10 protein-coding genes are annotated in these 12,654 nt (G+C 59.5%); 7 read left to right on the top strand and 3 right to left on the bottom strand.

Annotated elements, in window-relative coordinates:
• Positions 1 to 31 precede the first annotated feature (31 nt).
• Positions 32 to 1,141: an SDR family oxidoreductase gene (locus ACJ8M3_RS01500; RefSeq protein ID WP_033644325.1), complete on the bottom strand. Its 1,110-nt coding sequence runs from the start codon at positions 1,139 to 1,141 to the stop codon at positions 32 to 34.
• 258 nt (positions 1,142 to 1,399) lie between these two features.
• Between ACJ8M3_RS01500 and ACJ8M3_RS01495 the strand changes: the two genes are divergently transcribed.
• The 3 genes from ACJ8M3_RS01495 (at position 1,400) to sbcB (ending at position 3,367) form a co-directional block, all read left to right on the top strand.
• Positions 1,400 to 1,606 carry a hypothetical protein gene (locus ACJ8M3_RS01495; RefSeq protein WP_033643786.1) on the top strand — a complete coding sequence of 69 codons (207 nt, stop codon included), beginning with the start codon at positions 1,400 to 1,402 and terminating at the stop codon, positions 1,604 to 1,606.
• Between the two features lie 54 nt (positions 1,607 to 1,660).
• The gene (locus tag ACJ8M3_RS01490) at positions 1,661 to 1,849 is read left to right on the top strand and encodes a DNA polymerase III subunit theta (RefSeq protein WP_033643787.1); all 189 of its coding nucleotides are present in this window, start codon (positions 1,661 to 1,663) and stop codon (positions 1,847 to 1,849) included.
• A gap of 90 nt (positions 1,850 to 1,939) precedes the next feature.
• The gene (gene sbcB, locus ACJ8M3_RS01485; RefSeq protein WP_089197243.1) at positions 1,940 to 3,367 is read left to right on the top strand and encodes an exodeoxyribonuclease I; all 1,428 of its coding nucleotides are present in this window, start codon (positions 1,940 to 1,942) and stop codon (positions 3,365 to 3,367) included.
• 70 nt (positions 3,368 to 3,437) lie between these two features.
• Here the strand turns inward: sbcB and ACJ8M3_RS01480 are convergent, their stop codons facing one another.
• A complete protein-coding gene (locus ACJ8M3_RS01480; RefSeq protein ID WP_025303526.1) occupies positions 3,438 to 4,805 on the bottom strand; it encodes an APC family permease in 1,368 nt (455 codons plus the stop codon).
• 535 nt (positions 4,806 to 5,340) lie between these two features.
• Positions 5,341 to 6,759: a glutamine synthetase family protein gene (locus ACJ8M3_RS01475; protein ID WP_089197244.1), complete on the bottom strand. Its 1,419-nt coding sequence runs from the start codon at positions 6,757 to 6,759 to the stop codon at positions 5,341 to 5,343.
• Between the two features lie 394 nt (positions 6,760 to 7,153).
• On the opposite strand from ACJ8M3_RS01475, the gene puuR reads away from it, so the two are divergent.
• The 4 genes from puuR (at position 7,154) to ACJ8M3_RS01455 (ending at position 12,603) form a co-directional block, all read left to right on the top strand.
• A complete protein-coding gene (gene puuR, locus ACJ8M3_RS01470) occupies positions 7,154 to 7,711 on the top strand; it encodes an HTH-type transcriptional regulator PuuR (RefSeq protein WP_016927000.1) in 558 nt (185 codons plus the stop codon).
• 155 nt (positions 7,712 to 7,866) lie between these two features.
• Positions 7,867 to 9,378, top strand: coding sequence for a sugar ABC transporter ATP-binding protein (locus ACJ8M3_RS01465; RefSeq protein ID WP_089197245.1), 1,512 nt, complete (start codon positions 7,867 to 7,869; stop codon positions 9,376 to 9,378).
• Positions 9,375 to 10,370 (top strand): ABC transporter permease, encoded by a 996-nt coding sequence (locus ACJ8M3_RS01460; RefSeq protein WP_042785047.1) that lies wholly within the window; start codon positions 9,375 to 9,377, stop codon positions 10,368 to 10,370. Before ACJ8M3_RS01465 ends, ACJ8M3_RS01460 begins: the two co-directional genes overlap by 4 nt.
• A 244-nt stretch (positions 10,371 to 10,614) precedes the next feature.
• Entirely contained in the window at positions 10,615 to 12,603 is a 1,989-nt protein-coding gene (locus tag ACJ8M3_RS01455; RefSeq protein WP_047574336.1) for a ligand-gated channel protein, read from the top strand.
• Positions 12,604 to 12,654 lie beyond the last annotated feature (51 nt).

Here is a 12,654-nt window from a genome sequence, read left to right as displayed (position 1 = left end):
CACAGCGTCGGGCGCCCAGGGCGCCCGGCGGTTATTTGAAGTCCACCACCATCTGCTGCTGAATGGACAGCCCGCGGGTCGACTGCACGCAGCCGGCGATGTAGTCGGTGAAGCGCGGCGGTTTCGGCATGCCCAGCTTGAGGATTTTCTCGTTGCTGAAACGCACGTTGAGCATGGCGAACGATCCGTACAGGCGCATCGCTTTGAGCATCAGCCGCTCGTTGCACGGGCCGAAAATGTCTTTCAGCTGACGGCGCATTTTCACCAGCGCGTCATACGTCACCTGCGCATACTCATCGCCCACCGGCGCCTTTTCCAGCGCCGCCGCCATGGCGCGGTCGATTTCGGCAAAGCTGACGCTGCTCTCCTCACCGGCGGAGATATGATAAACGTCGTTCTCGAGCGTTTCGCTGTTCATCAACATCACCAACGCATCCGCACAGTAGTCCGCCGGGATCACATCGATATTGTCCTGCAGCGAACACATGAACTTGCGCAGCATCAGCGCCATGCCGAACACCCAGAAAATGCTGCTGGAAGGCTGGCAGCCCAAACGAGTGTGGCCAACGACGATCGACGGACGGGCGATGGTCAGCGGCATGTGCGGGCAGCGCTGGCGCATCAGCTGTTCGATGGTGGATTTGGAACGCGTATATTCCACCAGGTGCTCGGCGTCTTCCTCAAACTCGCCGCTCTCCGATACCAGCGAACCCGGCTCCGGCGAACAGGACATGGCGGTACCGACGTGCAGGAAGCGTTTTAATCCCGGCACCTGCGCCATTCTTTCGGCAAAGGCCAGTGTGCCTTCTACGTTTACCTTCCAAATGAGCGGGTTATTACCGAAAGAAGCAACGGCCGCGCAGTTAATAACGTGCGTGACTTTGTTAATGCGTGCGTCAGTTAAAAAGTCAGCCGGCTCGGAAAGGTCGCCCAACAATATATTTTCTATCGTAATTTTAGACAGCAGATTCGCGTCGATATTAAATTTTTCCATATTCGCGCGAATACGGGCCAGCCCTTGCTGCGCATCGTCGGCGCGCACCAGTAAAAGATAATTAATAGACTGATTTTCAATCAATAACTTCTCAAGAACCGCACCACCGAGAAAGCCGGTAGCGCCGGTCAACAGCAGCGTTTTCATAATTGTCACCCACATTGGTATTGAATGTGGAAGATTGTATCTGCGGATAATTAAACAATTATTAAATAGAATTACGGCGCCCTTAAACACTTTTCTTAATATTATCTTAAGGAATCTTTTGAAACATCCATCATGGGTTTAGTAACAAAAGAGTCGGGACAAGATTACGATTAATCCCTGCTGTTTAAATACCATTGATGTAACCCCTGATTTAATTTAACGGTCAATGTTATTTCTCTTAGCGTCCGTGGAGGACTTATGACCTATAACCAAAAAATCTGGTTGGGGGTTTTGCTGCTATGCACCCTGTTTTGGGTGGCGGTGATCGGCGGCGCCTGTTCGCTGTATCAACGCGTGGATCGCTTCCAGGCACATCACGCAGAGAGCGAGTTCGCCGCCCGCCACGGCCAGGCGCCTTGCGCGCAACCCGGCGCTCAGGCGTCGACTGCCCCCCGGAATGGGTAGGGACAATATCCGCTAACGATCCTATTATGCCCTAAGGTTAACAGGGAGATAACGATGGCTCGAAAGCTGGATAGCTTACCGCAGGCGCAACGCGAGAAAATAGAAACCGATTTGCTGGCCATCAGCGTGATCTACAACGAACGCTACGGCATCGCCTCCACTCAGGCGGAAACAGAACAACAGGTCCCCGACCACCTGCTCCCCTACTTTCATCAACGGCTGAATTATTATCGCCGTGCGTAATTGCGCGCATTTCGCTAACCGCCGCTTGGCATCGCTCCCCACGCCGTTACAATAGAGGCATATTGTATCCGCCACTGAAGAGACGCGATTTTGAGCAGCAAGGCAACGGCCACATTTTACATTCACGATTACGAGACCTTCGGCAAGAGCCCGTCGCTGGACCGCCCGGCGCAGTTCGCCGGCGTGCGCACCGATATGGATTTCAACATTATCGAAGAGCCGCTGGTCATCTACTGCGCCCCGGCCGACGATTACCTGCCGGAACCGGAGGCGGTGATGATCACCGGCATCACGCCGCAGGTGGCGCGCGCCAAAGGCGTTAACGAAGCCGAATTCACCCGCCAAATCCATCAGGTCTTCAGCGTGGCCGGCACCTGCATTCTCGGTTACAACAACATCCGCTTCGATGACGAAGTGAGCCGCAATATCTTCTATCGCAACTTCTACGATCCCTACGCCTACAGCTGGCAAAACGGCAACTCGCGCTGGGATCTGCTGGATGTGATGCGCGCCTGCTACGCTCTGCGCCCGGACGGCATCGTTTGGCCGGAAAACGAAGACGGTTTCCCCAGCTTCCGCCTGGAACACCTGACGCGCGCCAACGGCGTCGAGCACACGCAGGCTCACGACGCGATGTCGGACGTTTACGCCACCATCGCCATGGCCAAGCTGGTCAAGCAGGCGCAGCCGCGGCTGTTCGATTTCCTGTTGCAGCACCGCAATAAACACAAGCTGAACGCCCTGATCGACGTCGCCGACATGACACCGCTGGTGCACGTCTCCGGCATGTTCGGCGCGGCGCGCGGCAATACCAGCTGGGTGTCGCCGCTGGCCTGGCACCCGGACAACAAGAATGCGGTGATCATGTGCGATCTGGCCGGCGACATGACGCCGCTGTTGACGTTGAGCGCCGAGCAGCTGCGTGAGCGGCTGTACACCCGCCGCGACGATCTGGCGCCGGATCAGGCGCCGGTGCCGATCAAGCTGGTGCACATCAACAAATGCCCGGTGCTGGCGCCGGCCAAAACCCTGCTGCCGGAGAACGCCGAGCGGCTGGGCATCGATCGTCAGGCGTGCCTGCAAAATCTGCAGCTGCTGAAACAACATCCGGAAGTGCGCGAGAAAGTGGTCGCGCTGTTCGCCGAAGCCGAACCGTTCAAAGGTTCCGAGGACGTCGACGCCCGCTTGTACGACGGTTTCTTCAGCGACGCCGACAAGGCGGCGATGAGGATTATCCAGCAGACCAAGCCGCAGAACCTGCCGGCGCTGGATCTGGCCTTCAGCGACGGCCGCATGAAAGAGCTGCTGTTCCGCTTCCGCGCGCGCAACTACCCGAATACGCTGGACGACGCCGAGCAGCGCCGCTGGCTGCAACATCGTCAGGAAGCCTTGAGCGCGGAGCGCGTGCAGAGCTATCTGCTGCAGCTCGAATCGCTGTATAACCTGCACGAAGGCGACAAAGAGAAAACCGCCCTGCTGAAAGCGCTGTTCGATTACGGCAAAGAGTTGGTGGGATAAAATCCGCTGCAGCAGAAAAGGAAAAGGCCGCGAAAGCGGCCTTTTTTGTGGCTGAGGAGACGGCTCGCGTTTAGGCGGCGTCTTCACTCGCTTGCGGCACCGGCAGACGGAAGCTGCGGGTGACGAAGGCCAGGTAGATCAGGCCGATGGCCGCCCAAACCAGGCCCAGCGTCATCGAGCTGGCTTCCAGGTTGATCCACAGCGCGCCGACGGTCAGTGCGCCCATCACCGGCAGGATCAGGTAGTTGAACGTGTCCTTCACGGTGCGGTTCATCTTGTCGCGAATATAGAACTGCGAGATCACCGACAGGTTAACGAAGGTGAAGGCCACCAGCGCACCGAAGTTGATCAGCGCGGTCGCGGTCACCAGGTCAAACGACACTGCGGACAGCGCGATGGCGCCTACCAGCAGCACGTTCAGCGCCGGGGTACGCCACTTCGGATGCACATAGCCGAAGAAGCGAGTCGGGAACACGCCGTCGCGGCCCATCACGTACATCAGACGCGAAACGCCCGCGTGCGCCGCCATGCCCGACGCCAATACCGTCACGCAGGAGAACACCAGGATCACCGACTGGAAGAACTTGCCCGCCACGTACAGCATGATTTCAGGCTGCGACGCGTCCGGATCCTTGAAGCGCGAAATGTCCGGGAAGTACAGCTGCACGAAGTAAGACACCACGATAAAGATGATGCCGCCGATCAGCGCCGTCAGGAAGATGGCTTTCGGGATCACTTTTTCCGCGTCTTTGGTCTCTTCGGACAGCGAGCTGATGCCGTCGAAGCCCAGGAACGAGAAGCACAGGATGGTCGCGCCGGTAATCATCGGCACCACGTGAGCGTTATCGGACCAGAACGGGCGGCTGCTGACCAGCGTACCAGCGCCTTCGCCGTGGTAAATGCCGTTGATCACCAGGCCGAGGAACACGATCATGATCGCCACCTGCACCACCACGATGATGGAGTTCAGGTTAGCCACCAGCTTGATGCCGCGCAGGTTGAAAATCGTCATCAAGCCGACCAGCACCGCCACGAAGATCCAGGACGGTACGCCCGGGAAGATCGCTTCCAGGTAAATCTTGGCCAGCAAAATGTTAATCATCGGCATGAACAGGTAGTCCAGCAGCGATGACCAGCCCACCATAAAGCCGACGTGCGGGCTGATGGCTTTCTGGGCGTAGGTGTAGGCGGAACCGGCGGAAGGGAACTTCTTCACCAGCTTGCCGTAGCTCAAGGCGGTAAACAGGATCGCCAGCAGAGCGAAGGCGTACGCGGTCGCGACGTGACCATCGGTCAGGCCGGATACGATGCCGAAGGTATCGAAAATGGTCATTGGCTGCAGGTAAGCCAAGCCCATCATCACTACCGGAACTAAAGTCAGGGTTTTACGCAGCTGAGTGCGCTGAGCCGGAGCGGCGTTGATGGTGTTATCGGACATTGTTCAGCCCCCCCTTACCTTGAGCCTTGCGGATGGCGGACACGCCAAGACTTAAGGTTGCGGGGAAACTTCGCAACGAGCGACTTAATTCTAAAAGAAGGGGGTTGTAAGCTGGATAACGGGTCGAGGTAACCTCGGCTGCTCCATAGTCGCTGCGGCCACAGCGGAAACCGGCGGGCACCGGCGCTAAAGTGAAAAATTGCCCCATCTTTCTAATCCTCATGAGTCACGACCATAAAGTTTTGTTTGATCGTGCACGAAACTATTTATCTATCCGGATCGGTGTCCGGCCTCGCTTGGTGTATGAAACGCTACGTTGGTAAAACATAATGCAAAAAAAATAACCGACGCTTTCAAAACGTCGGCTATCTGCATTTGAGATATTTTGCACCAGAATGCCTCCGAATGACAAGATCCGGAAACCCTCAAATACAAATTCTTTTTGTCGATCGCACGGAAAACCAGCCCGGCAGGCGAATTAATCCGCTGCCGGCAGGCCAGTCGCCCGCACATACCTCTTACTTTATACGCCTATTCAGGCATTTTTCAACATCCAGTCGATCTCGGTTTCCGTCACTCGCCGTTCAAACTGCAGCAGTTCGTCGGTCTTGCAGGCGTGATAAACGCGGGTGAAACGCTCGCCGAGATAGTGCGTCAGCGCGTGCTGATGTTCAAACTCGTACAGCGCGTCGCTCTGGCGGATCGGCAGCGGCAGCCCCTCTTGCTCCAGCCCGTTGCCGGTCACCGGCTCAGGCAGCGGCAGTAGGTTGTCCAGCCCGTACAGCATGCCGGCCAGGATCGCCGCCATCACCAGATACGGATTGGCGTCGGCGCCGGCCACGCGATACTCCACCCGATGGTTCTCCGGTTCGCCGCAGGGAATGCGCAGCGCCACGGTGCGGTTATTGTGGCCCCAGGCGGCCTGGATCGGCACATACATCCCCGGCTGGAAACGCCGATAGGCATTGACGTTCGGCGCCAACAGCGCCATCGACGTCGGCATCAGGGTGATCATCCCGGCCAGCGCCTGTTTCAAGAGCGGCGAATCCTCGCCTTCGCCGTCGGCGAACAGGTTGTTGCCCGCGCCATCCTGCATGCTGACGTGCACGTGCATGCCGCTGCCGGCGTAATCCTCATAGGGCTTGGCCATAAAGGTGGCGTGCATGCCGTGGTTCTCGGCCACCAGCCGCACCAGCCGCTTCAGCGCCAGCGCGTGGTCGCAGGCCTGCAAGATATCGTCGGTATGGCGCAGGTTGACCTCGAACTGCCCCGGCGAGGCCTCCGCCACCGCGCCGTCCGCCGGCAGCCCCTGCAGCTTCGCCAGCGCGTCGATATCGTTCAGCACCTCGGCGAAATGGTTCAGGTTATCGACGGAGTACACCTGGCTTTGGGTGTTGCGCTCCTGCGTGCCGGGCGCACACGGCGGTTGCAAATCGCCTTCCGCGTCGCGCTGCCGATCGATGAGATAAAACTCCAGCTCTACCGCTGCCACCGGGAACAAGCCGCGCTGTCGCAGCGCCTGCCACACGCGGTTCAGCACATTGCGGGGTTCAACGTCAAAGGGAGTGCCATCTTCATCCAGCATGGTGAGCAGCACCTGGCCGATGTGCTGCGGATCGGCCGCCGACGGCGTCAGCGAACCGGGCACCGGCAGGCATACGCGATCCGGTTCGCCGAGTTCCTGCCCAAGGCCGGCCTCCTCCACCACGTTGCCGAGGATGTCCATAGCGAACACCGACGCGGGGAAGTAGCTGCCTTTTTCCAGTTTTTTCAACCCTGAGACGGGTATGCGTTTGCCGCGGAAGGAACCATTGAGATCGGTGAGAAGGATATCGATATACTGCGTGGCGGGATGGCGTTCCAAATAATGAGCGACCTCATTTTGGAACGCGCTACTTCGCCTCTCTTCATGATGCTGTGCAAAATGTTCAACTGCTGCGCTATTGGTTTGCATACGTCACCCGCCATTATGCTCTTAAGGCGCGTTGGCGCCCGTCCGCCGTTCGATTCAACACATGATTGGATTTCTCGCCAGGTCGCGCCGCTGCGGGCGCTCAAAATAACATCCACAACATGAAACATAGTCTTAACAGAATGGGTTTGCAAATGTTACAATCCTGTTTGATTATTCGCCACCGGCTGCTAAATTGATAAAATATTGACCGAAAAGGCCTTGCCGCCATTTTCACGTCAACTATTTTGTCCGCCGCGCCGACGGTGAGCATGGGCAATATATTTTCCAAACCTACCCTAACTACCGATATCATGCAGCATCGTTATCGACCAGGCAGGCGCCCGATACCGATCGTCATTTCAGCCTGTCGCCCTTACCAGAAGGAAGTACCGCTATGAGCGAAGCCAGCTTGGCACCGGGCAAACGCCTGTCGCAGATCCGCCAGCAATTGGGTTTGTCACAGCGCCGGGTCGCCGAACTGTCCGGGTTAACCCACAGTGCGATCAGCACCATCGAACAGGACAAAGTCAGCCCGGCCATCAGCACGCTGCAAAAGTTGCTTAAGGTGTATGGCCTGTCGCTGTCGGAATTCTTTGCCGAACCGGAGGCCGTCGACGAGCCGCGCGTGGTGATCGACGCCGAGGATCTGATTGAGATCGGCAGCCAGGGGGTGTCGATGAAGCTGGTGCACAACGGCAGCCCGACGCGCAACCTGGCGATGATGCTGGAAACCTACCAGCCCGGCACCACCACCGGCGAAAAGATCAAGCATCAGGGCGAAGAGATAGGCACCCTGCTGGAGGGCGAGATCGTGCTGACCATCAACGGCCAGAGTTACTGCCTGACCGCCGGTCAGAGCTACGCCATCAACACCGGCATTCCGCACAGCTTCAGCAATACCTCGGCGCGCATCTGCCGCATCGTCAGCGCACACACCCCCACCACCTTCTGACCGTTTATCGCTCCGGCGCAGCCTGACGCGGGTTGCGCCCCTGTCCGCCCACGCTTTTCATCGCCGTTATGCCATTTTGTTGGTTGCCAACGGCGCAATCTGTGTTACAACAGAGCAAAACAGCCATCTAAACATCTAAACGGCCTCACTACGCAATGTCAACCGCAACGCCTTCGCGCCTCGAGATGCGCAATATCTCGATCGCCTTCGCCGGCTTCAACGCGCTGCAGGACGTGGACTTCACGCTGCACGGCGGCTCAATCCACGCGCTGGTCGGCGCCAACGGCGCGGGCAAATCGACGCTAATGTCGATCCTCTCCGGCGCCCACGATCACTACCGCGGCGAGATCCTGATCGACGGCCGGGCAGTGGAAATTCATTCCCCGCTGCAGGCGCGCCGCCACGGCATCCACGTGGTACAGCAAGAAGTCGATGTCGCGCTGATCCCCACGCTGTCGGTGGCGGAAAACATCATGCTGGACTGGCTGAACGAACCGGGCCACTGGCTGAACTGGGCGGAACTGCACCGCCGCGCCGCACAGCTGCTGCAGCAATGGGCGCTGCCGCTCAACCCGCGCAGACGCCTGGCGGACTGCACGCTGGCGGAAAAACAGCAGGTGCTGCTGGCGCGCGCGCTGTCGCACCGCTGCCGTTTTCTGGTGCTCGATGAACCGACTGCGCCGCTCGATCGCGCCGAGAGCGAGCGCCTGTTCAACGTGGTGCGCCGCCTGCAATCCGAAGGCATCGGCATCGTATTCATTTCTCACCGCATCCACGAACTGAGCGACATTTGCGATCGGCTGACGGTGCTGCGCGACGGCCGCCGCGTCAGCGAAGACGCCATGCGCGGCCTCGGCGGCGAACAGATCGTCGAGAAAATGCTCGGCCACCGGCTGGACGACATTTTCCCGCCGCCGCGCCCGCCGCACGCGGAGCGTACGCTGCTGCAGGTGGAGGGCTTGCGCGATCGCCATAAGCTGCGCGACGTTTCGCTGCGGCTGCATGAAGGCGAGATCCTCGGCATCGCCGGGCTGGCCGGAGCCGGGAAAAGCGAGCTGTGCAAGGCATTGTTCGGCGCCGGCGCCGCGCTGCTGGAACGCGGCGAACTGCGCGGGCAGCCCTGGGCGCCGCGTGCGCCGCATCTGTCGGTCGAACAGGGGCTGGCGCTGGTGCCGGAAGAACGCCGCAAAGAAGGCATTTTTATCGATGAGGCGATCCCGATGAACCTGAGCGTCAGCGCCGATGACAGCTTCTCGCGCTGGAGCCTGTTCAGCCGGCGGCAAGAGCTGCGCTGGGCGCGCGAGATCATGCAGCGTCTGAACATTCGCGCCTCCGGCCCGCAACAGCGGCTGGCGCGCCTGTCCGGCGGCAATCAGCAAAAAGTGGCGATCGGCAAGTGGCTGCGCGGCGACGCCGACGTGCTGATCTTCGATGAGCCGACCAAGGGCGTGGACATCAAGGCCAAACAGGAACTGTTCAGCCTGATCGACGGCCTGGCCCGCGCCGGCAAAGGCGTGATTTACGCCTCCGGCGAGTTCGCCGAGCTGGTTGGCCTGTGCGATCGCATCTGCGTGCTGTGGGACGGCCGCATCGTGGCGGAGCTGAACGCCGCCGATACCGACGAAGAAACCTTATTGCTCTATTCCACCGGAGGAACCCCTGCGTGAGTAAAGAATTTGCCTTGCGGCCTGCGCTGCCCTGGCGCCAACAGCTGTTTGATTTCCTCTACAAGTGGGGCATGCTGCTGACCGTCGCGGCGCTGGTCGCCCTGTTTGGCCTGGCGTCGGACAACTTTCTCGATGCCAACAACATCATCAATATCCTGCGTTCGATCGCCATCGTGACGGTGATCGCCATCGGCGTCTCTATCTCGCTGTCGGTCGGCGGTTTCGATCTGTCGGTCGGCTCGACCGCCTCGCTGGCCAACGCGCTGGTGATTTCACTGTTCGTCTGGCACGGGTTCGGCACCGCTGGCGCCATAGTGGTGACGCTGTTGCTGTGCACGCTGGTCGGCCTGTTCAACGCCCTGCTGATCGTGGTGCTCAAAATCCCCGATATGCTGGCGACGCTGGCCAGCCTGTTCGTGATCCAGGGCGTGGCGATGACCTACAGCTACGGCGGCTCCATCACCCAAAACATGGTGCTGCCGAATGGCGACATGGCGGAAGGCCTGATCCCGGAAGTGTTTTCCGCCCTCGGCCAGGTGCCGGTGATCGTGCTGATCATGCTGGCGGTCACCGTGGCGGTACAGCTGTTCCTGTCGTTGACCAAGCATGGCCGCCGCATGTACGCCATCGGCGGCAACCCCGAGGCGGCACGCCTGTCGGGCATTCGCACCGTGCGTTACAGGGTTGCCGCTTACGTCATTTCTTCCTGGCTGGCGGCGCTTGGCGGCATCCTGCTGGCGTCACGTATCGGCTCTTCGCAGGTCAACGCCGGCGGCGGCTATCTGATGGATGCGGTGGCGGCGGCCTACATCGGCTTCTCGCTGGCCGGCTCCGGCAAACCCAATGCGCTCGGCACCCTGATCGGCGCGGTGATCCTCGGCGTGCTGCAAAACGGCCTGGTGATGCTGTCGGTGCCCTACTACGCCATGGACATTATCAAAGGCCTGGTGCTGGCGCTGGCGCTGGCCATCACTTACATCCAGAAACGCTGATCCTGCCCGGCGCACATCCGCTGCGCCGGTTTTCCCTTTAATTCATCCGGTTACTCTTTCCCGCCAGAATAACAAGCATACAAATGATATGAATTATCATTAGCGTTTACATTAAGTAAAAAATCCTTACAATACCCTCACGCAACGCTGACGAAGCACCGGATTTCTCAGCGAACGATGAATAATTTCATTAGAAATTCAATTGGTTAATTACTTTCACTTCAATCCAGGAAAGGTTTACCTCATGGAAACGCCACGTTACAGCAAGCTCGCCGCCATGGTCATCGCCTCGCTCAGCGCCACCGCCGCGCTGGCCGCGCCGCAGACTGACGCCCAGGACACCATGGTCGTCACCGCCTCCGGCTTTCAGCAAAAAATTCAGGACTCCGCCGCTTCCATCTCAGTGATCCCGCGCCAGCAAATTGAAGATAAAGCCTATCGCGATGTGACCGATGCGCTGAAAGACGTGCCGGGCGTGGTCGTCACCGGCGGCGCCAGCAGCAGCGACATCAGCATCCGCGGCATGTCCTCCAAGTACACGCTGATTCTGGTGGACGGCAAGCGCGTCGACACCCGCGGCACCCGGCCGAACAGCGATAACGCCGGCATCGAACAGGGCTGGCTGCCGCCGATGGAAGCCATCGAACGTATCGAAGTGGTGCGCGGGCCGATGTCTTCGCTGTACGGTTCCGACGCCATGGGCGGCGTGATCAACGTCATCACCCGCAAGACTTCCCGCACCGAGTGGAAAGGCTCGCTGCACGGCGACGCCACCCTCCAGGAAAACCGCGATTCCGGCGATCTGTTCCAGACCAACGCCTACGCCTCCGGCCCACTGATTGAAGGCCTGCTCGGCGTGCGGGTCAACGGCCTGCTGTCGCGCCGCGCCGAAGATAAAATCGCCAACGGTTACAACGAACAGCGCATGCGCAGCGGCACCGCGGTGTTCACCTTGACCCCGGACGAGAAAAACGAATTCGACTTCGAAATCGGCCGCTCGCTGCAGGATCGCAACAGCACGCCGGGCAAATCGGTGGTGGCGGAGCGCTGCAGCAAAGGCAAGTGCAAACCTACCTCTCGCAGCGAAAATCTCTACACCCGCACCAACTACGCGCTGACCCACAACGGTTATTACGACTTCGGTAACTCCACCAGCTACGTTCAGCGGGAAGAGACCAATAACCCGGGCCGCAAGATGAAGATGTACAACACCATCTTCAACACCCAGAACCAGTTCGAGCTGGGTGCCCACATGCTGAACCTCGGCGGCCAATACCGCTATGAGAAACTGGGCGACAGCGGCAACCAGCTGAGCTCGGCGCAAGACGTCAACCAGCTGACGCGCTGGAGCTGGGCATTGTTCGCCGAGGACGAATGGGCGCTGACCAACGACTTCAGCCTGACCAGCGGCATCCGTATGGATCGCGATCAGAACTTCGGCAGCCACTGGTCGCCGCGCATGTACGGCGTCTGGCACCTGACCGAACAGTGGACGATGAAAGGCGGCGTCTCCGCCGGCTACCGTTCGCCGGATCTGCGCCAATCCTCCGCCAGCTGGGGCCAGGTCACCGGCGGCGGCGTGCGTAACGGCATCATCGTCGGCAACCCGGATCTGCAGCCGGAGAAGAGCCTGAGCGAAGAGATCGGCCTGATGTGGGACAGCCTGGAAGGCGTCAATGCCGGGGTGACGGTCTTCAACACCGACTTCAAGAACAAGATCACCGAAGTGCGCCGCTGCGAAGACACGCCGGACTGTAAGATCGGCAATGACGTCTACGACTTTATCAGCGATCGCGTCAACGTCGACAAAGCCAATATGCGCGGCGTAGAGGCCACCTTCGGCTGGCAGATCAATAAAGACTGGAAGTGGAACGCCAACTACACCTACACCGCTTCCGAGCAGAAAAGCGGCGAGTTCCAGGGCAAGGCGCTGAACCAGATGCCTAAGCACATGATCAACACCGTGCTGGATTGGCAGGCTACGCAAGACCTCAGCCTGTGGTCGCGCGTTAACTTCCGCAGCCGCACCTCAGACTACCTGAGCCGCACGTCGATGGAGACCAGCACCCCGTCCTACACCTTCGTCGATGCGGGCCTGAGCTACCAGGCGGCGAAAAACCTGCAGCTGACCGGCGGGGTCTACAACATTCTCGACAAGACCGTGGATTACGATCACTACCGCACCACGCTGGACGGCCGCCGTTACACCGTCGGCATGACCTACAACTTCTGATGCCCCCGGGCGCGCGCTGCGCGCCCTTTTCATTCCATCACCGAGAGGAAG

It is taken from the genome of Serratia sp. CY55921, from assembly GCF_052167655.1.
Taxonomy (GTDB): Bacteria; Pseudomonadota; Gammaproteobacteria; order Enterobacterales; family Enterobacteriaceae; genus Serratia; species Serratia ureilytica.
This window is presented reverse-complemented; position numbering and strand designations above follow the sequence as displayed.

Bases quoted from the DNA above. Each gene is read 5' to 3' on its own strand.
- ACJ8M3_RS01455 (WP_047574336.1), top strand. From the start codon at position 10,615: ATGGAAACGCCACGTTACAGCAAGCTCGCCGCCATGGTCATCGCCTCG.
- ACJ8M3_RS01500 (WP_033644325.1), bottom strand. From the start codon at position 1,141: ATGAAAACGCTGCTGTTGACCGGCGCTACCGGCTTTCTCGGTGGTGCG.
- ACJ8M3_RS01475 (WP_089197244.1), bottom strand. From the start codon at position 6,759: ATGCAAACCAATAGCGCAGCAGTTGAACATTTTGCACAGCATCATGAA.
- ACJ8M3_RS01465 (WP_089197245.1), top strand. From the start codon at position 7,867: ATGTCAACCGCAACGCCTTCGCGCCTCGAGATGCGCAATATCTCGATC.
- ACJ8M3_RS01490 (WP_033643787.1), top strand. From the start codon at position 1,661: ATGGCTCGAAAGCTGGATAGCTTACCGCAGGCGCAACGCGAGAAAATA.
- ACJ8M3_RS01495 (WP_033643786.1), top strand. From the start codon at position 1,400: ATGACCTATAACCAAAAAATCTGGTTGGGGGTTTTGCTGCTATGCACC.
- ACJ8M3_RS01480 (WP_025303526.1), bottom strand. From the start codon at position 4,805: ATGTCCGATAACACCATCAACGCCGCTCCGGCTCAGCGCACTCAGCTG.
- puuR (WP_016927000.1), top strand. From the start codon at position 7,154: ATGAGCGAAGCCAGCTTGGCACCGGGCAAACGCCTGTCGCAGATCCGC.